We start from the raw sequence: 23,288 nt of genomic DNA, 5'->3' as shown, positions 1-23,288 counted from the left end.
GATTTATTAGGAGGTAAAAATGAATAGTATAATTCTCGATAAAATTATTATAAAAAATAACAGGGTGGATTACTTTTTTAGTATCAAGGGGGATTTACAAAAGTATTTTAAACCAAGTAATCATATGTTTCTTGAATACAACTATAATGTATCGGATATTCCCAATAGCATTTTAGCTATTCCATTTGTTGCGAATGTAGTCCCTCTTATATGGATTACTGATTCAACAATAGTGATAAAAGAATTAGATAAATCCTTTTATGTCTGTCTAAATAATATAAAGAGTGCATATCAAAATATGTTTCCTAGTGTTAAATTTATGGGTTCTATTGTAGTAGATGAAATTGTTGATAATTCTTACATTCCTAAACTTGAAGCAGCATCTCTATTTAGTGGGGGGCTTGATGCACTTACTACTTTTATAAGAATAAAGGATAAAAAGCCATTATTGGTTACGGAATATGGATGGCATGAAGATGATATAGAGGATAGTAATGTTTGGGAAGCAGATAAAGAAAATGTTATAAGTTTTGCAAAAGAGAATGGATTAGAAAATATTCTTATTCAATCTAATTATGGGACTTTTATAATTGCAGGGAATGTTGATCATGACTTTAGAGACAAATTAGACGATACATGGTGGCATGGATTGCATCATGGACTAGCAATAATATCCGCAGCTATTCCTATAGCTTTCAAACTTAAGATAAAATGCATATATATTGCAAGTTCTAATTCTCCTTTATTTCAAGTTACTTGTGCATCTGATCCAACAGTGGACAATGAAATAAAATATGCATCGGGTGAAGTTTATCATGATGGATATGAGCTTACTAGGCAGGATAAGGTTAAAGTGGTTGTTGACCATTATTCAATTAATAAGGAATCGGTTAATATCAGGGTATGTTTTAAAAATGAAGAAAATTGTTGTAAATGTGAAAAATGTTTAAGAACTATTATGGGAATTATTGCTGAAGGGAAAGATCCTCGGGATTATGGATTCAATATCCCGAATAATCTTTTTCAGTACGTCAAAAAATCTTTAAATAATGAGGTGAAGTTTTTTACAAATACGTTCATTGTTATGTATTGGAATTTAATTCAAATTCGGATGAAGCAGAACTACGCCTATATATTAGATAAAGAATTACTAGAGTGGTTTTTGAATTATGATTTTAAAGCGCAGCGAAGAAAAGCATTACTAAAATACAGAATAATGAAATTTTTTCCGATTTTAAAAAGGAAAATTAGTATTAAAGTAAATGCAATACTTAAACAAAATAATTAAAAATAGAGGGTATTATTATGAGAATACAAAATTCCCTGAAAAATATATTATTTGGTTTGTCTGGACAATTACTTAGTATCGGTATGGGCTTTGTTGTTAGAACGGTTTTTATTTATACACTAGGCATAGAATATTTAGGTGTGGATGGACTTTTTACAAGTATATTAATTATGTTTTCACTAGCTAATTTGGGTTTTGATACTGCTATAATTTATAGTTTATATAAGCCTTTAGCTGAAAATGATATTTATAAAATACAGGCATTAATGAACTTATATCAAAAAGCATACAGATTAATAGGATTAATAGTTTTGTTACTAGGGTTATTACTATTACCATTTCTTCCTTATATAACGAGTGCCCATAATACAATTGAAAATATTAACATGATTTATCTCTTATTTTTAGTAAGTTCAGTTTCATCATATTATTTTGTGTATAAGCAATCAATTATTATTGCTGATCAACGTAATCATGTTATTTCCAAAATACATAGTATATTCACAATCATATCCCATTCGTTACAAATTTTTTTATTGGTAGTTATAAGTAATTATATTTTGGTACTAATAGTTCAATTAGCATTGAGAGTAATTGAAAATATATATATTGCAAATACGGCAAATAAATTATATCCATATCTACAAGGGAAAAATAATGCAAAACTATCCAAAGAAGATAGAAAGCTATTTTTTGAAAATTTGTATGCTTTATTATTATATAAAATTAGTGGTGTAGTAATTAACGGAACTGATAATATTGTTATCTCTAAATTCATTGGAATTATTTGGGTTGGTGTGTATTCGAACTATTTATTGATTTTAAATACATTGAATACCTTGTTGGGGTATTTTTTTTATTCTGTTACTGCCAGTGTCGGGAATTTAAATGCTAAAGAAGATGCGGAAAAAAAGTATTTTATTTTTCGTGTGCTAAATTTCGCTAATTTTTGGATATATGGTTTTTGTACTGTTTGTCTTTGGAATTTAATGAATCCATTTATAACTCTATGGTTAGGTGAGGATTATGTGTTTAATAAATACATAATATTTGCTATAATCCTGAATTTTTTTACTGCTGGAATGCAAAATACGGCCACAACTTTTAGAGAAACCACTGGTTTATTTAAAAAAGGAAAGTATAGGCCTATTATAGCGGCTGTCATCAACATTGTAGTTTCTATAATTCTCGCGAAATATATAGGGATTGCAGGTGTATTTTTGGGGACTATTATCAGTAGATTGTGCACTTACTTCTGGTACGATCCTTATATTATATTTAATTTAGTTTTTGAAAAATCAGTGAAATTATATTTTGCTAAATATGGATTGTATGTAGTGCTGGTTTTAGTCGCTGTTATTATAACGGATATTCTGGGCAATCTCTTTAATAATTCTATTGTTAGTAACATGGTAATACGTAGCATCTTATGCTTAGTTATTCCAAATACAATCTTCTTAGTGGTGTTTAGGAAAAGTGAAGAATTTGAATATTTAATCAATTTGTTTAAAACATTAACCAATAAAATAATATCTAGACGATTAGCATATAAAAATTCAAGTAAAACCTATCTATGAATAAGTTTTTGAATTTCACCAAGTCGCATAATATAGTAATTAAAATACTATTTATGTCATTTTCTGAGGGGGTGTTTTTGATTGAAAAAAAACTTTTGCTAGTCACGGATGTAATGTCAATAGGTGGGGTTGAAAAAGTTATAGTAAATACTTTGAATGGGGTGGATTATACTAAATTTGATGTGACTCTGCTTATTATGTATAGAACTGAAGGAGAGAAGGAGAATATTAAAAAAATCCCGAAAAATGTTAGAATACAATATCTTTTTTATAAACCTGTTAAAGGTATTTATAAAAGATTATTGTATTACTTATTTATATTTTTTCCTCATATATTTGTGAATAAATTCATAGTTAAAGAAAATTATGACATTATTGTAACTACTAAAGATTTTTTTTCATACCCAATTAGTATTAACAAGTGTTATAAAGTTATGTGGATTCATGGAGGGTTGGAACATCTTGAAACTGAGGAATCAACTACATTTGTTAATTATAAAAGATGGATTCAAAGACGAGCTTACAGAAAATTCGATACAATAATTACGTTAACAAATGCTGCACGAAAACGATTTGGTAATAAATATGACTTGAACGAACGATGTCAAGTGTTGTTTAATCCGATTAATAATAATGAGATAATGAAACTATCTCATGAAGCGGTATTGGACTATGAATTCAAGGATGGTATAAACATCGTATGTTCTTGTAGATTAAGTGCTGAAAAGGGTATTGATAGGTTAATACGTTCATGTAAAAGATTATTAAGTGAAGGTTATGATTTTAATTTGATAATTTTAGGAGATGGTCCTGAAAGAGAGAAATTAAATGAAATGATTTTTCATACCCCCATTTTAAGTAGGAAAGTAGATATTTTGGGGTTTAAGGATAATCCATATAAATATATGAGTAGGTGTAGTATATATGTCTCATCCTCATTAACCGAGGGATTTTCTTTAGCTGTAGCAGAAGCGATTATTTTGGAGTTACCAGTTTTAAGCACGTATTGCAATGGACCTGTTGAGATATTAGATAATGGAGAGTACGGATTATTAGTTGAAAATAGTGAAGATGGTATCTATGAAGGGTTAAAAAAGATACTCTCGTCTCCTAAATTAATAGAGTATTATAAATTAAAAAGTAAAGAACGAAAGGAGTTTTTTTCCTATAAAAAAAACATTAGATTATTCGAACAGATCATAAGTGGGGAGAACGAATAGAACTCTAAAAATGTTATATGTTGTGTTAATTCAATCGATAGAAGTTATGCTTAGAATAAGAAGATAAAGATTCTGATGTGCACAATAAAATGAAGAGAAGGTGTATTATAAGTAAATATATTAAGAATGATATTATTCTAGAAGAGAAAGGGCGTTATGTATAAAAGCATAGCGGCTTTTAATTATATACATCTAGATGTTTAACAGTTAGAGCATTGTGAGTTTAAATGATATACCATAAAATCTAAAAATAACGATAGGATTCAGTTTACTATGACTATTTGTATAAAGGACGGTGAAGTGTATGAGTCGGATAAGTGTAGTAGTACCTATCTATAATGCAGAGAAAAAACTTGATAAATGTATAAATTCTATTCTTAACCAGACATTTGAGGATTTGGAATTGATTTTAGTGAATGATGGATCCTCAGATGGTAGTTTGAATATATGTAGGAAATATGAAAAGCTAGATAGAAGAATCATTGTAATAAATAAGAATAATGAGGGAAGTATTCCAACTCGAAAAAAAGGAATAGAAGTTTCGAGTTCTGATTATGTCATGTTCGTTGATGCAGATGACTGGATTGACAGGAGAATGGTTGAAATACTATATAAACACTCTATTGAAAGTTCTGCGGATATTACAGTTTGTAATACGTATAAAGTTCTAGGTAATGGTATGTTGATTAAGAAAAAAAATAAAAGTGAATACTTCGATAATAATAGAATTTATGATAAGGAGGAAATAAGACAAGAATTAGTAGTAGCATACTTTTGGGGGCACCCATTCCCATCTTCGTTATGTGCAAAGTTATATAAAAGGAAGATACTCGAAAGTTGTGGGGGATATTTAGAAGAAATACATTTTTTAGGGGATGATCTTTTTTATAATTTGGAAATGTTCGTGAAATCAAATAGGGTAACAATTATTGATGAGACTTTATATTATTATAGGATGGGCGGACTAACAAGTAAATATATGCCGTATCTATTTGAGGATATGGTCAATGGTTATCAAATACAAAAAGAAGTTATTAATAAATATTATTTAGATACTAAACAAAAGCAATACAATGGAATTAGTATAATGTTGCTAAATACATTTAAAACATGTCTATATAATTTGTTTAATAGTAACCTGAGTGAAGTGCACATTAGAGAATTAATAGAAGAGTATGTTTCGAATGAAAAGGTAATAGAATGTTTGCATAACGAAGGTTCTAGGGACTATTTTTCAAAGGAATATTTAGAGGCTATCAAATCTAAAAATATAGAATATTTGTACGTACTTGGTGAAAAAGTGTATAGAAAGGGGAAAATTAAAAGGGGTATTAAAAATATTATTGCTAAGTTTCCTGTAATCTAACTTATTGTGATTAGTTATGAAAATACAAAAGGGATTTCAATAAAAATTACCTTTGGACCAAACTACTTTTCAAAATTATATCGTCTACTCCAACTATTTGGTAAGTGGACCAAAAATAATGAGTAGGAGAAAATCTTTCAGGAAAGAAGAAAGGGCTTATAAAATTTCTTTCTAAATAGTGAATTCCTGCATTGATATTTATAAAGTGCAATTAATTCTACTATATCCAATCAATTTACCATGTTGTACATAATATATAGAAAAGTGAAAAAGAGGTGTAAATTGATGTGGATTAGAAAGGCTAGCCTTGGAAGTTTGAGTGATTTGAATTTTGTAAGCAAGCCCCCTTCTAATGACGATATTTTGGCTTATGATAGTAATCAATCAAAATGGATTCCAAAATCATTAGGGATTACAAATTCTTTAAGTATATATACATTAGAATTAGATAGGTGGAATGTTAAGAATGATGGAACTGATGCTGTTAATACTTCTCAAGGGATTAATAATGCTTTAGTTTGGGCATCGCAACAAGGGTATACAGAAGTTGTGTTACCAAAAGGTATATATTTAATTGATAAACAAAATCCTATTGAACCTCAAAGCTATCTTACACTGAATTTAAATGGTTCAATCTTAAAAATGGAAACGAATAAATTGACAGGATATGCAATTGTAAGTTTTCGGAAAAATCAGATCTACTCTAGGATTACAAATGGTATTATCCAAGGGGATAGAGATACACATGATTATTCAAGCGGAGGAACACATGAGGGAGGGTACGGAATTGCAGTGGGGAGTTTTACTCCACCTGCTGATGGGGGGAACAATACAAGGTTTATATCTTTAGATAATCTAGATATTTTAGATTGTACAGGAGATGCCATTACACTGAACAGTACTTTTGGTCAGATTTCACCTTTTCCTACATCATTAGCAAGTTCATTTGAACAGGGAGCAATTAATACAACAGATGGTTCATTAGTAAGTAGTACAACAAAGATACGGTCCAATTTGCGAATTGATATGACTCAAGTGGCTATTGTAAAGTATGGTTACTTCGGTTTGTATGGAAATGGATACGGAGCATTGGGTTCTGATATAAAATGCGATTATTATGATGTGATTTTTTATACTTTAAGTGATGTATTTATATCATCAAAAAATAATGTGCAATTTTTTGATGAAGTAGAGGTTCCTAAAGGAGCAAGTTACGCTAAGATCGTTCTGCATCAAGGTAATGTTCCTGCTCCTACAAATTGCTTAATAAATGTTCGAGTGCCTTCGTTCCCTCAATATACGTATATTGAGAAATGTAATTTACATGACTGCCGTAGACAAGGAATTAGTGTATGTGGTGCAAAGAATGTATACATTCGAGATAATAATATTCATCATATTGCAGGTACTAATCCACAAAGTGGAATTGATGTTGAAGATGGATATGACTTAAACCAATATATCTATATTGAAAGAAATAATTTTCATGATAATAAAAATTACAATATTATTGTTGTAAATGGAAAATTCATCTATATATTGGACAATTCTATTATGAATACAGTATCAAATGCTTATGCTGGGCTAGCAGTTAATGGTGGCGCCGATAGGATAATAGTGGCAGGAAATAATATTCGATTAACAAAAATCTCTTTGTCAGGCGATGTTATTTTCTCTAATAATTACGTATATGGAACACAAATAAACACGCAGGGTGTATATGCGAACAGGTCTATTAACATAGTAAGTAATGTTTTTTGTAATAGTAAGATGATTATTGATACACCTTTTCCATATGTAGTTAAAGTTGATTCTTGTCGTTTTTTTAATGATGCGGATAAACTATCTTCCTTATCATCATTGTATCAATGGACTTTAGAGGTTAAAAATGAGCCGCAAATAATTTCGAACTGCGTGTTTGAAGGGCAAGATGTGTTGTATTTAAATTATGTAACAGCAGGAACATTTAAACCAGGATGGATATTTGAAAATACACTATTTAATAATGTTAAAAACCCAACCTTATTTGCAGGAACATATACGAATTGTTTTTTTAAGGAAATTGATTTGTTGGGTGTAACAAGTAAAACAACCTCTTTAGAGTTAAGAGATTGTAAGTTCATTAGTAAGGATAGATACAATACGTTACTTACAGTAAATAACCTCAAATCATTCAAGATGATTAATTGTCATATTGAAAAACCGAATGGAACAGTCTTAAATGTTCAAAATGTATCTGATGATATAGTGTTAAGTGGAAATGCTATAAAAATTACAAATGATACTCTTCAAAGAACGATTGTTATTTTAGATGGAGAATTTGCAGGTAAGCAAGCAGTGATCCAAAATAATACTATAACCGCAGTAAATTTAACGCAAGTTGGAATAGACAATAGGACAGCAAGTAATACACTTCAAGTTGTAATGCAAAATAACATGTTAAATAATGCAACAATGATGATTACAGGAAAAGAATTTCTACAAGGAAATGTTGTTAACGGTGTGATAGATCCATACTATCGAATACCAACTATCCCAACAACAGGATATTATAGATTAGGACAAGAAATAAGAAATTCAAATCCGATTGCAGGAGGATATATTGGTTGGATTTGTTCTAGAACTGGATATGCAAATAATCAAACGTGGACAGCGTCTAAAAGTTATGTGAAAGGAAGTAGAATTAATTTTGATAACCATGTATATGAAGCATTAAATAATGGTACGTCACATACAATCTCACCCACTTTTTCTACAATTTCCAGCGGTACTATTACTGATAACGATATTGTATGGAAGGAAATCGGTCCATTGGCCATGTTTGTAATGTTCGGACAAATGAATGCGTAATGTGCTTAATTATTAATATAAAAAAGAAAGGCTACCATGTTTTCAAAGCATAGTGGCTTTTTATTTATGCTGAGTTTTTAGAACTTTAGGAAGAAGTGTCATATAACGACAGCTAAAATTAAATATATGCGATTTAAATAAAATAACTGATGTGGAATGTATAACAAGAAAACAGCAGATATGAAAGGAGGAGATTGGATTTATGGAAATTTCAAAAAGTGATACAAAAATGTTAAAAGGGGCGGCTATATTACTTATGTTGTTACTTCACCTGTTTGGTAGGAAAGAAGTTAACGGGATGTATGAAACCTTTTTAACAATCAATGGGACACCGTTAATTTACTATTTGGCATTATTTGGAGATGCGTGTGTACCTATATATTGTTTTGTAAGTGGTTATGGCTTATATGTATTTTTTTATAAAGAACAAAGATTAGATGTAAGTAGAAATTGTATGCGTATATTAAAACTATTAATGAATTATTGGGTAGTGCTTGTTCTATTTATTATTGTTGGCTTTTTTGCAGGTAAATCAGAGGTTTTCTCAGGTGGTATAATAAGTTTTTTTCTCAATGTCTTTGTACTATCATCTTCATATAATGGTGCATGGTGGTTTTTACAGACATATATTATTCTGGTCTTTTTAGCACCGTTATTGACTAAATTGGTGAGAAAATATAATTCAATAAGTTTGTTACTGCTTTTTGGTGCTATATATTTAGTGAGTTATATTCAACGTATAAAAAATGTTTTGGATGTTGGGCATCATACAATGCTGGGTATGTCAGTAAATGCCGTGGTATTGGTTGGTACATCTTTACTTCCATTTATTGTGGGTACTATTTTTGCGAAAGAAAAAATTTATTCAAAAATATATAATAAATGCTATTACATGCCCTATAAGAATATACTTTGTGCTATAGGGATTATTATGTTAATAGTTTTACATGCTTTTTATGAATCTATGATTATCGCCCCTTTTACGGCTATTGCATTTATAAGTTTCTTTATTCTTATGAATAAGAGTAGTGTTATACAACATACATTATCCTTTTTGGGGGAGCATTCGACAAACATATGGTTGACTCATATGTTTTTTTATATGTCAATTTTTCCAGGGCTTATATTTGCACCTAGATATCCAATCATAATTTTTATTTGGTTGATAACGTTATGTATTGCTTCATCTTATGTAATCAATTGTATATACAAACCTATAGCGCGAATGATTGACAACAAGAGTTTTATTACACGTGATAATCAAAGAGCGATTGGATAGTTTTTTCGTTGAAATAAATGGGGTAATTATCTATTTAATAGAAGTAGTTGTTTGTTATGAATTGAATTATAAATAAGTGGCTGGAATAAATAATTTCGAAAGGTGAAATTGATAATAAATTAAAGAAAAACTAAATGTATAAATAAAAAGGAACTAAAAAATACGAGGTTTAAATTTTTTCTAAGATGTATAGTGAAATGAGGTAAGTTTGTAACGAATGTCTTTTGGTTTATTTATCTTTGAAAAAGGCATCCGTAAAAATATTAGCAAGGAGTATGATTATTAATGAAGAGACTCTTTGATATACTTATTTCTTTATTATTATTAGTGTGTTTTTTCTATGTTATTCTTTTAGTAGCCGTTCTAGTTAAGTTTAAAATAGGTTCACCGATACTATTTAAACAACAACGCCCAGGTATACACGGACAGCCTTTTTATCTTTATAAGTTTCGCACGATGACTGATGATAGAGATAGTAATGGCAAGCTGCTATCTGATTACGCTAGATTAACTAAAGTTGGAAAATTTCTTCGGAAATATAGTTTAGATGAATTACCACAATTAATAAATGTACTAAAAGGTCAATTAAGTTTGGTTGGTCCTCGACCATTATTAATGGAATATTTGCCTTTATATTCGCAAGAGCAAGCTAAAAGGCATAATGTTAGACCTGGAATTACGGGATGGGCTCAAATTAATGGAAGAAATAGTATCTCATGGGAAGAGAAATTTAAATTAGATGTATGGTATGTTGAGAATCAAAGTTTTCTTTTAGATTTGAAAATATTATATCTAACTTTTAGTAAGGTTTTAAAGTCGGAAGGGATCACAAATAATAAGCATGTGACTATGCCAATTTTTAAGGGGGAAATCGAGCATGGGGGAGAATAAAGTGAATATTTTGTTTACTAGCTCTGGTAGGAGGGTTTCCTTAATTAAACAATTTAAGGATGTACTTAAACAAGAAGGAATCAAAGGTAACATCTTTACTGCAGATTTAAAAGAAACTGCTCCTACTATTTACTTTAGCCATAAGCATTTTATTGTTCCGCATGTAAATGAAAAGGGATATATAGATGAATTATTAAAAATATGTAGATCTGAAATGATAAATCTAATAATTCCGTTAATTGATACGGAATTAGTCCTTTTGGCTAATAATTCGAAGGTTTTTGAGGGTATTGGTGTAAAAGTACTAGTTTCTAGTATGGAATTAAATAAAATTGCCCATAACAAAAAATACACATATAACTTCTTTGTTTCTAATAATATCCCCACACCTAAAGTATATAGTGATGAGGAGATTGAAAGAAAAGAATATCAATTTCCATTATTAATTAAACCTTATGATGGCAGTTCTAGTAAAGGTGTAACAAAAATAATGAATGAAAAGGAATTGGAATTCTTTAAGGAATATATACCTAACGCTATGATACAAGAGTATGTTTCAGGAGAGGAATATACTATAGATGTCATGGTAGATTTTTATGGAAATATAAAGACGATTGTTCCTAGATTGCGTATAGAGACACGAGCAGGTGAGGTAAGTAAAGGTATGACCAAGAAGGATATTGATATTATCAAAGCAGCAGAAACTGTAATAAAAGCCCTCCCTAATCCTATTGGTTGCATCACTTTACAATGTTTTAAAAAGGAAGATGGGCAAATTACGTTTATTGAAATAAATCCTCGTTTTGGTGGAGGGATTCCGTTATCGATTGAAGCGGGAGCGAACTTTCCACTATGGACAATTGAAATGTGTCAAGGAGAAATGTTTACGGAGCAAGATTTCAATTGGAGAGAAGATTTAACAATGCTTAGATATGATGAAGCAGTTTTTACGGAGAGTATTTAACATGGTGATCAAAGCAATTGTTTTTGACATGGATGATACTTTGTATAAAGAAAAAGATTATGTCGTAAGTGGCTTTAAAGCGGTGGATGATTGGATTAAAGAGAACTATAAGAAAATTGGATTTTATAATATAGCAATTCAATTATTCGATTCGGGGGAAAGAAAGTTTGTGTTTAATAAAACACTTGAAAAGTTAAATATTGATTATGATGAAAAATTGATTAGTAATTTGATAGAACAGTATAGGAGCCATAAACCGGATATTCAATTATTAGAGGAAGCGGATTGGGTGCTAAATAATTTAATTAATAACGTGAAAATAGGACTAATTTCCGACGGGTATTTAGTTGCCCAAGAAAGAAAAGTAAATGCATTAAAGTTAAAAGAGAGATTTCATTCGATTATTCTTACTGATAAGCTTGGAAGAGAATATTGGAAGCCGAGCCAAATTCCTTATGAAAAAATAAGTAAGGAACTACAGGTTCCACATCAGCAATGTGTTTATATAGGAGATAATTTAAGCAAGGATTTTATAACTGCGAAGAAACTAAATTGGATAACAATTCATATTAATAGAGAAGATGGAATTTACCGTAATCTTATAGTTGAGCAAGATTATAAAGCGCATTATACAATAAATAATTTAAGAAGACTTCCTGATATACCTGTATTAAAACATATGTTTTTAGATACATAATATTTTAAATATGTATAGAGGATGTGTTTACATGCAAACCGTTCAACACAAAAAACGAATCTATCTTTCCTCTCCACACATGAGTGGAAATGAACAGAAATATATAAAAGATGCCTTTGACTCAAATTGGATTGCACCCCTTGGTCCAAATGTAGATGAATTTGAAAGAGAACTTGCTTCTTTTGTAGGAGTTAAAGGTGGGGCTGCGGTGAGTTCAGGTACTGCGGCCATTCATTTAGCTTTACGATTATTAAACGTTCAAAAGGGGGATACTGTGTTTTGTTCAAGTCTCACTTTTATAGCGAGTGCAAATCCGATTGTTTATTTGGGGGCTGAACCAGTATTTATTGATTCAGAACCGGAAACATGGAACATGTCACCACAAGCTCTAGCAGTTGCGTTGCATGATGCTGATAAAGCAGGGAAATTACCTAAGGCTGTCATTCTTGTTCATTTATATGGTCAGAGTGCGAAATTAGATGAAATTCTTTCGCTGTGTAATTACTATGATGTTCCCATAATTGAGGATGCAGCAGAATCTTTAGGTTCTACATATAAAGGTAAAGCAAGTGGTGCATTCGGAAAGTTTGGTGTTTATTCATTTAATGGAAATAAAATTATTACAACTTCGGGCGGTGGAATGCTTGTTTCTGATGATGTGGAAGCATTAGAAAGAGCGAGATTTTTAGCGACACAAGCAAAGGATCCAGCACCGCATTATGAGCATAGTGAAGTAGGGTATAATTATCGAATGAGTAATATATTAGCTGGTATTGGAAGAGGACAACTAGAAGTGTTAGAAGACCGGGTGAAAGCTAGAAGATCTATATATAAACGGTATTACGAAGCACTATCTTTCATACCAGGATTTTATTTTATGCGTGAATTAGAAAATACTCGTTCAAATCGTTGGCTCACTACATTGACAATTGATGAAAAGGAATCCGGGATCTCTATTGGAAAAGTGTTGAGCACTTTAGCAGAAGAGAATATTGAGGCACGTCCTATGTGGAAGCCACTTCATATACAGTCACTTTTTAAAAGGAAGAAGTATTATCCACACAGCAAAAATGAAGATGTGTCGCAGCATCTATTTCAAAGGGGGATTTGTTTGCCTTCAGGATCTAATATGTTAGTTGAAGATCAACAAAGGGTCATTCAAGGCGTGTTAAAAGCTCTAAAATGAAAGAAATAAAAAGTAAGTAAAAGTGGAATTAGATTTGTATACGTACCACTTCCTGTTCTTTATAATGAATTTTTTGTGAAAGTTGTTTGAGAGTATTCAGTTCGAATTGACATAAAAAGGATATAATGCTAGGTTTTAAGTATCTAAACCTTAATCTACAAGCGAATTAAAGTAAATAATTGAGAAGGTAATAAAACAAGTGATTTTGTTCGTTAAAAAGAATGATAAAGGGGTACGTTTAACGAATTTAATATATAAATAGTATTTGTATTAACTTTTCATATATTAGGAGGGAAAAATGAGCGCTATAACTGGTATTATTCACTTTAATAATGAACCTGTATCAATTGAACATGGCACACGATTAATGAGTGACTTACAAAAGTACCCTGCTGATGATATTCAAATGTGGCATAAAGAAAGCGTTTTCCTAGGGTGTCACGCACAATGGATTACACCAGAGTCAGTTGGTGAACAATTACCCTTCTATAATTATGAAAAACAACTGGCAATTACAGCAGATGCTATTATTGATAATCGTGATGAGTTGTTTGAAAAATTACAAGTAGATTATGCGGATAGAAAAAACATGACAGATAGTGAGTTGATTTTACTCTCTTATGAGAAATGGGGAGAGGCAACACCGAAATATTTGGTGGGCGATTTTTCCTTTATGATTTGGGATGAGAAAAAACAAATATTGTTTGGAGCTAGAGATTTTTCTGGGAGCCGAACACTTTATTTTTATCGTAGTGAGAACAACTTTTCTTTTTGTACTAGTATAAAGCCGTTATTTACTCTACCATATGTTGAGAAAAAATTGAATGAGCAGTGGCTTGCTGAATTTTTAGCTATACCTGTGAATTTTGAATCAATAGACCCTTCTTCAACGGTATATAAAACTGTTGAACAAATTCCACCTTCCCATTCTGTTACTGTGAAAAATGGAAAGGTGAAATTATCGAGATACAATACACTAATCGCCGGAGAAAGGCTTCAACTCAAATCAAACGAAGAGTATGAAGAAGCGTTTTTGGAAGTGTATCAAAATGCGATAAAATCACGTTTACGTACCCATCATCAAGTAGGGGCTCATTTGAGTGGAGGACTTGATTCGGGTTCTGTAGCCAGCTTTGCTGCACGAGATTTAAGTGCAGCAAATAAACTTCTACATACATATAGTTATGTCCCAGTAAAGGGTTTTGTAGATTGGACACATAGAAGTAGAGTAGCTGATGAAAGACCTTTTATTCAATCGACTGTACAGCATGTAGGAAATATTAAGGAGCATTATTTGGATTTTGAAGGAAGAAGTCCTCTATCAGAAATAGATGAGTGGCTTGAAATTCTAGAGATGCCGTATAAATTCTTCGAGAATACTTTTTGGCTTAGGGGAATCTATGAGGAGGCACGGTTACAAGGAATTGGAGTACTCTTAAACGGACAGAGAGGAAACTGGACGGTTTCATGGGGCCCGGCATTGGACTATCAAGCTATGCTTTTGAAAAAGATGAATTTACGTCGCTTTTTGCAAGAGCTATATTCGTATAGTAAAAGTATTGGTGTAAAGAAATCGCGAGTATTTTCAGTAGTGAAAAAAAAGGCATTTCCGTTTTTGAATCGAATATCTTCATCAAAAAATCAAATTGTTTTCCCGAGATTTATTAATCCAGAATTTGCAAATAGAATGAATGTGTTCGATAAGCTTCTAGAGCATGATGTTGATATAACAGGAACCTCTATAACAGATGTATATGAAATAAAAAAAAGGCAATTTGAACAGTTATATTATTGGAGCATAACTGGTACATATGGATCTAAATTATCTTTGCGCTATTCTTTATGGGATCGAGATCCAACGAATGATTTACGGGTTGTTCAATTTTGTTTAGCTGTTCCAGAAGAACAATACGTTCAAAATGGTGTAGATCGGGCACTAATTCGAAGAGCAACCAAAAATTATTTGCCTGATAAAGTAAGATTAAATCAACTTACTCGAGGTGTTCAAGGTTCTGATGGTGTTTATCGTATGACGCATCAATGGAGTGGATTTATTGAAGAGCTTGAGCAGCTTAGTAAGGATCCTATAATTTCAGAATTCTTGGATATAGATGTTATTAGAACTGCGATTTCTAAGATTAAAGAAGAACCCCATCCAGAATATGCATTTGATTTGGATTTTCGAATTTTAATGCGTAGTTTAATAGTATATCGATTTATGAAGAAAATTATTTGAAGGGAGGTGACATCATGAAAAAAGATTGGACCATTCCTACACTGGAAGTACTTGATATTAATATGACAATGGCTGGACCGGGACTTAAAACGCCGGATGCTATTCAACCAGATATTGATGAAGTAGTGCACTATAGTTAATTTATCGAGTAGCAATTAGATCTCATGTTTCCTATCCCCCTTATACACTAAGAGTATAAGGGGTATTTGTAAAACAACGTTGATAATTATTTGGAGTGAGAGAGTTGATTAAAACTACAAAAAAAAATATGTATAAAGTTTTTGGGCTAAGGGTGTTGAGTGAAATTCAATTGCCAGAATTACCTAGAATTAATGAACAAGAAGAAACGATAGAAGTAATAATACGAACTGCTGATTTATTTCAGAAATGGAGTGAATTTACTAACACAGAACAAAATTTTGTAGTTGATAAAAACGTAGTTATGATTCGTATTCCTGATACAGCTATATTTTCTATACAAGAAGGAAAGCAAATCATTGTTTCGCCTATGGGGAACACATGTGAAGATAAGATACGACTTTATATACTTGGAACTTGCATGGGAGCCTTATTAATGCAGAGAGGAATATTGCCGTTGCACGGAAGTGCAATAAATATTGATGGGAAAGTGTATGCTATTTTAGGTAATTCAGGGGCTGGGAAATCAACACTAGCAGCAGCCTTTTTAAGTAGAGGATATACACTTTTGAGTGATGATGTAATTGCTGTGACAGTTTCATCAGATAAGACTCCAATTGTGATTCCATCTTATCCGCAACAAAAATTATGGGCGGAGAGTTTGAATGCTTTTGGAATGGGAACGGCAAGTTATAATCCATTGTTTGAGCGAGAAACAAAGTATGCTGTGCCTGTACAATCTCATTTTTTCTCTGAACCATTACCTCTTGCTGGTGTTATTGAGTTAACGAAAACAGAGGATGAGAGTGTTGAGTTGATTCGAATTGAAGGACTTGAACGATTGCGTGCATTGTTCTTTCACACATTTCGTAAGTTTTTAATTACGCAATTAAAATTGACAGAGTGGCATTTCACTACTTCTACAAGTGTGATAAACAAGGTAGATATGTTTCATTTGAAACGTCCAAATAATAGGTTTACAGCGCATGAACTTGTATCAATTATATTAAAAACTATACACGGAGGGTGAGTAATAGATGATGTATACAGAGAGAATTTCTCTAGAGTGTCAGATTGTGCAAAGTGAAGAGAATATTGTGAGTGATATGGATGGGGAAAAAGTAATGCTAAATGTTCAAAAAGGGAAATATTATAATTTGGGAGAAACAGGGGGAGAAATTTGGGAACTAATAAAAACTCCAATTATGGTTACTGAACTCGTCAGTACATTGTTGTCAAAGTACAACATTGAACGGGGCGATTGTGAAGAGCAAGTTCTTTCCTTTTTAGAGTGTTTATTTCAAGAAGGTTTAATTCAAATAGAAGATCAATCTAATAGATAAATTCGTAATTTCAAGAGAACTGTTAGGAAGGGATTAATGAATATTGTGAAAAGGTTAAGAGTATTTTTATCGCTGAACATGGAAACAAAGCTTTTATTTTTAGAGGCTTTTATTTTTTTAGGGTGGGCGCGTGTACTAAAAAGTATTACCTTTTCCAAAGTTGCACCTTCTTTAGGGGATTACATGAACGAAACATCAGTTTCCCAAATTCAGCCACACGGGGATACACTAAAGAAGGTGTCTGAAGCTATCTCTATTATGAGTCGTTATACTTTTTGGGAAAGTCAGTGTCTTGTTAAAGCTATAGCTGGGATGAAAATGCTCGAAAAACGTCATATTGAGAGTACTCTTTATTTAGGAACTGCTAAGGATAGTCATGGGGAATTAATTGCGCATGCATGGCTACGGAGCGGTTCTTTTTATGTTACTGGATCAGAAGGAATGGAGAAATTTACTGTCGTTGGATCATTTGCAAAGAGGCTAAGTGAGGACACTATTAAAGGAGAATAAAATGGAGAAAGATTTTGGTCTGAATGTAGAGTTCATGTCTAAGGAATTGAAACTTCTTTTGGCAATTTTGAAGTTACAAGATGAAGAAACAGTACAAACTTACAGTAATGAATGGTTTTCGGATATTGATTGGAAGGTATTTCTTGAGCAAGCTGTGCATCATCGCGTTTATCCGGTGATATATCAAAAACTTAAACAGGTGGATGAGGAACTAATTCCTTCACATATTGTACAAACCTTGAATAGAAAATATAAAAAAAATACATTTCAAATGCTTTATTTAAGTGCTGAAATGGAACGAATAAATAAACTATGTAATGAAAATGAGATTCGTATGATTTTTCTAAAAGGACCTGTACTATCTCAGGACTTATATGGGGATATTTCTTTACGAACATCCTGTGATTTGGACGTTCTAATTCCGATGCAAAATTTAGAAAAAGTAGAAATGCTACTTTTAGAGCAGGGGTATGTAAAAGACGATTATATTCAAACGATATTAAATGATTGGAAATGGAGGCATCATCATATAACATTTTTTCATCCAATAAAGCGGATCAAAGTTGAAATTCATTGGAGGTTAAACCCCGGACCGGGTAAGGAACCTGGGTTTGAAGAGCTTTGGGGGAGAAAGAGAAAAAGTACCCTTACGAGTAATTCTGTATATATGTTAGGAAAGGAAGATTTATTTTTATTTTTGGTATCTCATGGTGCTAGACATGGTTGGTCCAGATTACGCTGGTTAGTAGATATAAAAAAAATTGTCGATCAAGAACTTAATTGGAGTGAGATCCATAAGTTAATGAGAAAATATCAAATGCTTCATTTAGGAGGACAAGCATTAATTTTAGCAGCTCAATTGCTAGGTGTACGACTAGATGAAAGGATGATGGAATTAGTAGCGAAAAAACATTCAAAGCAGTTAGCTCAAGAGGCACTGTTTTATTTCAAGCAAATGATAAACTTGCATACCGATCCTGTCCCTGAAGAAGTATTTATCTATCATAGTCGATATTTATTTTCACTAATGTCTAATCAGCAAAAAATTTTATATATTATGAGCCAACTATATCCTTATCCAATTGATGCAAAAACATTACCGTTACCTAAATTTCTTCATTTTTTATATTTTCCTTTACGTCCGTTTTTATGTCTTTGGAGGAAAACAAAGAAGCTGGCTTTGTTATAGGGGGAACATCGATGAATCATATTATGTATTTTATGAAGAAATTATATTCTTCAGCGGGAAACATACTGTATGTGAATCTATTTGGTATGGTTTTAATAAGTTTACTTGAAGGGATAGGTATTATTTTATTAATTCCTATGATAAGTATGACTGGAATAATTAATATAGGCGAGGAGACTACTTTTATTGCACCTGTCTCTAGATTTTTGCAGGATTTTCCTAAAACAACAAGTCTAGCTTCTATTTTAGGTATATATATACTAATAGTGTTAGGTCAAAATTTACTACAAAGAAATATAACGCTAAGGGATGCGAGAACGCAACAAGCTTTTGTACGAGAATTAAGAATAGAAACATATAGTATGATTTTAAAAGCAAAGTGGAGTTTTTTTTTAGAGAAAAGGAAAACAAACCTAATAAATATATTAACTACAGAATTAGCTCGTGTAAGTTATGGGGTTAATTTAATTTTACAATTGTTAGCTGCTATTCTGTTTACATTTATACAGGTGGGGATTGCGTTTTTATTATCACCTCAAATAACTATATTTGTTTTGGTCTTTGGCTTATTATTCTTGGTAGCTTCTCGTGTTTTTATAAAAAAAGCACGAATATTAGGCGGTAAGACCTCAGAATTGGCAAAAGACTATCTTTCTGGTATAACAGATCATTTTAATGGAATTAAAGATATAAAGAGTAATACTTTGGAATCATCACGTTTAGATTGGTTACAATCTATAACAGAAAAGATGAGTAATGAGCAAATGGAGTATATGAGAATAAGATCGAACTCTCAATTGTTTTATAAAGTTTCAATGGCTATATTAATTGTATTTTTTTTATTATTATCAGTAAGTATGTTTCAAGCGCAATCCACCCAATTGCTATTAATCATACTCATCTTTTCCAGACTATGGCCGAGATTCATGACAATTCAATCAAATTTAGAACAACTGGCTGCAAGTATTCCTGCTTTTAAGTCATTATGGGAGTTGCAAGAGGAATGTAAGGAAGCGATTGAAATGCAGGATATACATCAACAAAAACATATAGAGCCGATTTGTATAAAACAAGGTATTGAGTGTAAGGATGTTTACTTTCGTTATAATAAGCAAGAATCTTTATATGCACTTCAAAATATTAATGTGCAAATTCCGATAAATAGTATGACGGCCATTGTGGGGCATTCTGGTGCTGGAAAAAGTACATTAATTGATGTGTTAATGGGATTAATTCAACCAGAAAAAGGTCAAGTATTAATAGATGGTACTCCTCTTACAACTGATAATTTATTGTCATTAAGGCGGGCTATTAGCTATGTACCACAAGATCCATTCTTATTTAATGCTAGTATAAGAGAAAATTTATTGATGATTGATTCGAATGCAAGTGAAGAACAAATTTGGTCTGCATTAGAATTTGCGGCAGCAACTGAATTTGTACGAATGCTTCCAAATGGGCTTGATACGTTGATTGGAGATCGCGGGGTGAGGCTTTCAGGTGGTGAACGTCAGCGACTTGTATTAGCTCGGGCTATTTTAAGAAAACCGTCGATTTTAGTATTAGATGAGGCCACGAGTGCGTTAGATACTGAGAATGAAGTGAAAATTCAATCAGCAATAGAAAGATTGAAAGGAACGATGACTATCGTTGTTATTGCACATCGCTTATCTACTATACGCAATGTAGATCAAGTTATTGTGTTAGGGAAAGGTGAAATTGTACAAAAAGGTGAATTTAATCAATTGGCTAAAGAGAGAAAAGGTGTATTTCGAAATTTATTAGGGTCACAAATGGAAGTTGGTTCATAGAGGAGAAAGAGTGGGGGGAGTTTTGTATTCTTACAGTTCAAATCGAATAAAAGCCCGAATAATGCTCAGTTATATCATGACTTTATTCGGGCTTTTATTTGTGCGTTTTCTAAATTTAGGGAATAAACATAAATGAGTACCTTGCAATAAACAGTACCTAGTGGTATATTATGGATAAAGAGGCTACCGTGTATTAAACAGTACTAAGGTAAGAAAGGAGGACTATACTTGAACGTTCAGTTTAAAAAAGGTGTGTTAGAACTATGTGTTTTGGCACTTGTGAAACGTAAAGATAGTTATGGCTATGAACTTGTTCAGCAAATCTCAAATAAATTTTTAATATCGGAAGGGTCTGTGTATCCATTATTGCGTCGTTTAACGAAAGAGGGATATTTTCAAACGTATTTAAAAGAGTCTACCGAGGGACCGCCTCGTAAATATTATCAGTTAACAGAGCAAGGGGAGATGCAACTTAAGTTATTGGTAACAGAGTGGCGAGATTTTGCGAGAGGTGTACAAGAAATTATTGAAGGGGTGAATTGGGATGAATAAAGAACAGTTTCTCAGGGAATTATCGAATCAGCTTAGAAAACTACCAGAAGAAGAACGGCAGGATATTTTGTTTGATTATGAAGAGCATTTTCAGTTTGGAATAGAAGAAGGTAAAACTGAATCGGAAATAATAAAAGGGTTAGGTTCTCCGAAAACAATTGCAAAAGATTTACTTGCAATGTATCGATTTGATGAGATGAAAAAAGATCCCTCAACTTCAAATGTGACAAGAGCTGTTATGGCAGCGATTGGACTTAGTTTGTTTAATTTTATTATTGTTTTAGGACCATTAATTGCAATTGTTGCTTTTATATTTTCCTTTTGGATCGGTGGTATTGCGAGTGTAGTGACGCCATTTTTCGTTATTATAAAAGTATTTATGGGCACTTTTATATGGTTAGATCTTTTCGTTAGTATAACATTTGTTGGAGTAGGTTTGTTGTTATGTATTATCGCTTATTATAGTACGAAGTGGTTTAAGAGATTATGCGTACGATATGTAATGTGGAACTTCAAAATGATAAAAGGGGAGTAGATGATGAAAAAAATATTGTTCGTAGCTATCGCTTGTATCGTTGTTGGAGTAATAGGGATTTCGCAAACATATAAAAAAGCAGTAGCAAATGTAGAGAAAGGAAATAAGGAAGAGGTTATTAAAAACGAAGCGTTAAAAAACGTAGAAGTTGATTTAGATGCTGGAGATATTGTTATCCAAAAATCTCCGGATTCCTCTTTTTATGTGAAGCAAACAGGGGATTTGCGGAAACAGGAGATTCGTATTGCTGAAGAGGGTGACGCATTAAAAATTATAGGGGGAAGGGAAAAGGGCGATTCGTTTGATTTTTCATTTTACAACTTCGGATTTCAAACACCTACATTGACTCTATTTGTACCTGAACGTTTTTATGAAGAAATAAAAGTAAAATCATCCGCTGGACAAATAGAAATCAGTGATGTGAAAAGTGACCGTGTAAGTGTCGAGACATTTGCTGGAGAAGTAGATTTGAAACATGTCACAGCTAAGAGTGTGGAAGGATCCACGAAAGCTGGTGAGCTGAGTTTTAAAAAGGTAATAGGGAAAGTAACGGCGAAAACGGCTAGTGGGGAAGTGCATATTATGGATCATGATCCTAAATATGATGTAGAGGCAAGTTCAACTGCTGGAGATGTAGAGATTACTTTATTGGAAAAACCACAAGATGCAATTATAAGTGGGCAAAGCGCTGCCGGAGATGTAACAATTTTTAATGAAGAAAATCAAAACGTAACGATTGGTAATGGCAGTAAAAAGATTAATGGTAAAACCGCTGCTGGAGATGTGACTATAGAAGTGCGTTAATGCAGGATAGATAATATGTGCGTTTTGGAATTAGATTCTATCAAAATATAAAAAGAAGATAGTCACCTATATAAATAAGGTGATTATCTTCTTTTTATTATTTTTTAATGTAAATCACGATATACACCAATTACTTTTCCGATAACTGATACTTGTTTTAAAATGATAGGCTCTAATGAAGAGTTTTCCGGCTGTAGACGGAAGTGGTCTTTTTCTTTATAAAAGCGTTTAACCGTTGCTTCGTTGTCTTCTGTTAAAGCTACTACAATTTCACCGTTGTATGCAGACTGTTGTTGGCGAACAACAACTAAATCACCATCAAATATACCAGCGTCAATCATACTATCTCCAGAAATACGTAACATGAACACTTGATCTGCTCCAGCAACAATGCTAGCTGGAAGTGGGAAGTGATCTTCTACACTCTCAACTGCTGTAATCGGTAATCCAGCAGTAACTTTTCCGATGATAGGAACTTGAATAACAGATTGTGTTTCTGCATCCATTCGATCGTCACCTAAAATTTCAATTGCTCGTGGTTTTGTTGGATCGCGTCGAATATATCCTTTTTCTTCTAGTCGTGATAAATGTCCGTGCACTGTAGAACTAGAAGCGAGGCCGACTGCTTGACCGATTTCACGTACGGAAGGTGGATATCCTTTTTCTTGTACTTTTAGCTTAATAAAGTCGAGAATGTCTTGCTGGCGTTTCGTTAACTTTTCCATGTTTTCTAACACCTCGTTTTCTTTCATTTTTCTTATTAATTAGTATAACATGCGAAAAAACATTCTACAAACATAAGTTCGAACAAAAGGCGAATTTATGTTACACTGAAGGGAAATAATAGTGAGA

Annotated in this window: 21 protein-coding genes; 20 read left to right on the top strand and 1 reads right to left on the bottom strand. The window is 32.2% G+C overall.

Annotation, left to right across the window (positions count from 1 at the left end; translation table 11 throughout):
- Window positions 1–19 precede the first annotated feature (19 nt).
- The 20 genes from BAQ48_RS01270 to BAQ48_RS01180 all read left to right on the top strand — a co-directional run bounded on the left by BAQ48_RS01270 (window position 20) and on the right by BAQ48_RS01180 (window position 22,436).
- A complete protein-coding gene (locus BAQ48_RS01270; RefSeq protein ID WP_071709699.1) occupies window positions 20–1,288 on the top strand; it encodes a peptidase in 1,269 nt (422 codons plus the stop codon).
- Window positions 1,289–1,305: 17 nt separating this feature from the next.
- Window positions 1,306–2,865: a lipopolysaccharide biosynthesis protein gene (locus BAQ48_RS01265; protein WP_071709698.1), complete on the top strand. Its 1,560-nt coding sequence runs from the start codon at window positions 1,306–1,308 to the stop codon at window positions 2,863–2,865.
- A 77-nt stretch (window positions 2,866–2,942) separates the two neighbouring features.
- The gene (locus BAQ48_RS01260; RefSeq protein ID WP_242660427.1) at window positions 2,943–4,085 is read left to right on the top strand and encodes a glycosyltransferase; all 1,143 of its coding nucleotides are present in this window, start codon (window positions 2,943–2,945) and stop codon (window positions 4,083–4,085) included.
- A 304-nt stretch (window positions 4,086–4,389) separates the two neighbouring features.
- Window positions 4,390–5,451, top strand: a complete 1,062-nt coding sequence (locus BAQ48_RS01255; protein WP_071709697.1) for a glycosyltransferase family 2 protein — start codon at window positions 4,390–4,392, stop codon at window positions 5,449–5,451.
- A 285-nt stretch (window positions 5,452–5,736) separates the two neighbouring features.
- Window positions 5,737–8,301, top strand: a complete 2,565-nt coding sequence (locus BAQ48_RS01250; RefSeq protein ID WP_071709696.1) for a right-handed parallel beta-helix repeat-containing protein — start codon at window positions 5,737–5,739, stop codon at window positions 8,299–8,301.
- A gap of 202 nt (window positions 8,302–8,503) precedes the next feature.
- Window positions 8,504–9,580 (top strand): acyltransferase family protein, encoded by a 1,077-nt coding sequence (locus BAQ48_RS01245; protein WP_071709695.1) that lies wholly within the window; start codon window positions 8,504–8,506, stop codon window positions 9,578–9,580.
- Window positions 9,581–9,865: 285 nt separating this feature from the next.
- Window positions 9,866–10,471: a sugar transferase gene (locus BAQ48_RS01240; RefSeq protein ID WP_071709694.1), complete on the top strand. Its 606-nt coding sequence runs from the start codon at window positions 9,866–9,868 to the stop codon at window positions 10,469–10,471.
- Entirely contained in the window at window positions 10,458–11,435 is a 978-nt protein-coding gene (locus BAQ48_RS01235; protein WP_071709693.1) for an ATP-grasp domain-containing protein, read from the top strand. Before BAQ48_RS01240 ends, BAQ48_RS01235 begins: the two co-directional genes overlap by 14 nt.
- A gap of 1 nt (window position 11,436) precedes the next feature.
- The gene (locus tag BAQ48_RS01230; RefSeq protein WP_071709692.1) at window positions 11,437–12,132 is read left to right on the top strand and encodes an HAD family hydrolase; all 696 of its coding nucleotides are present in this window, start codon (window positions 11,437–11,439) and stop codon (window positions 12,130–12,132) included.
- Between the two features lie 31 nt (window positions 12,133–12,163).
- The gene (locus BAQ48_RS01225) at window positions 12,164–13,318 is read left to right on the top strand and encodes an aminotransferase class I/II-fold pyridoxal phosphate-dependent enzyme (RefSeq protein WP_071709691.1); all 1,155 of its coding nucleotides are present in this window, start codon (window positions 12,164–12,166) and stop codon (window positions 13,316–13,318) included.
- Window positions 13,319–13,616: 298 nt separating this feature from the next.
- Complete coding sequence (locus BAQ48_RS01220; protein WP_071709690.1) at window positions 13,617–15,554, top strand: lasso peptide isopeptide bond-forming cyclase; 1,938 nt, start codon at window positions 13,617–13,619, stop codon at window positions 15,552–15,554.
- Window positions 15,555–15,568: 14 nt separating this feature from the next.
- Entirely contained in the window at window positions 15,569–15,694 is a 126-nt protein-coding gene (locus BAQ48_RS27415) for a paeninodin family lasso peptide (protein ID WP_116758446.1), read from the top strand.
- Window positions 15,695–15,798: 104 nt separating this feature from the next.
- The gene (locus tag BAQ48_RS01215) at window positions 15,799–16,722 is read left to right on the top strand and encodes an aldolase (protein WP_071709689.1); all 924 of its coding nucleotides are present in this window, start codon (window positions 15,799–15,801) and stop codon (window positions 16,720–16,722) included.
- A gap of 7 nt (window positions 16,723–16,729) precedes the next feature.
- Window positions 16,730–17,035 (top strand): lasso peptide biosynthesis PqqD family chaperone, encoded by a 306-nt coding sequence (locus tag BAQ48_RS01210; protein WP_071709688.1) that lies wholly within the window; start codon window positions 16,730–16,732, stop codon window positions 17,033–17,035.
- 36 nt (window positions 17,036–17,071) lie between these two features.
- Window positions 17,072–17,545, top strand: a complete 474-nt coding sequence (locus tag BAQ48_RS01205) for a lasso peptide biosynthesis B2 protein (RefSeq protein WP_071709687.1) — start codon at window positions 17,072–17,074, stop codon at window positions 17,543–17,545.
- A 1-nt stretch (window position 17,546) separates the two neighbouring features.
- The gene (locus tag BAQ48_RS01200) at window positions 17,547–18,734 is read left to right on the top strand and encodes a nucleotidyltransferase domain-containing protein (protein ID WP_071709686.1); all 1,188 of its coding nucleotides are present in this window, start codon (window positions 17,547–17,549) and stop codon (window positions 18,732–18,734) included.
- A gap of 11 nt (window positions 18,735–18,745) precedes the next feature.
- On the top strand, window positions 18,746–20,545 hold the full coding sequence (locus BAQ48_RS01195) for an ABC transporter ATP-binding protein (RefSeq protein ID WP_071709685.1): 1,800 nt from the start codon (window positions 18,746–18,748) through the stop codon (window positions 20,543–20,545).
- Between the two features lie 228 nt (window positions 20,546–20,773).
- Complete coding sequence (locus BAQ48_RS01190; RefSeq protein WP_071709684.1) at window positions 20,774–21,097, top strand: PadR family transcriptional regulator; 324 nt, start codon at window positions 20,774–20,776, stop codon at window positions 21,095–21,097.
- Complete coding sequence (locus BAQ48_RS01185; RefSeq protein WP_071709683.1) at window positions 21,090–21,632, top strand: DUF1700 domain-containing protein; 543 nt, start codon at window positions 21,090–21,092, stop codon at window positions 21,630–21,632. Before BAQ48_RS01190 ends, BAQ48_RS01185 begins: the two co-directional genes overlap by 8 nt.
- 3 nt (window positions 21,633–21,635) lie before the next feature.
- Window positions 21,636–22,436, top strand: a complete 801-nt coding sequence (locus BAQ48_RS01180) for a DUF4097 family beta strand repeat-containing protein (protein WP_071709714.1) — start codon at window positions 21,636–21,638, stop codon at window positions 22,434–22,436.
- A 104-nt stretch (window positions 22,437–22,540) separates the two neighbouring features.
- Here the strand turns inward: BAQ48_RS01180 and lexA are convergent, their stop codons facing one another.
- Complete coding sequence (gene lexA, locus BAQ48_RS01175; RefSeq protein ID WP_000413735.1) at window positions 22,541–23,161, bottom strand: transcriptional repressor LexA; 621 nt, start codon at window positions 23,159–23,161, stop codon at window positions 22,541–22,543.
- Between the last annotated feature and the right edge of the window lie 127 nt (window positions 23,162–23,288).

It is taken from the genome of Bacillus luti (assembly GCF_001884105.1).
In the GTDB taxonomy this organism is placed as follows: domain Bacteria; phylum Bacillota; class Bacilli; order Bacillales; family Bacillaceae_G; genus Bacillus_A; species Bacillus_A luti.
The sequence above is the reverse complement of the archived record's forward strand: the minus strand, read 5'-3'. Positions and strand labels throughout refer to the sequence as shown.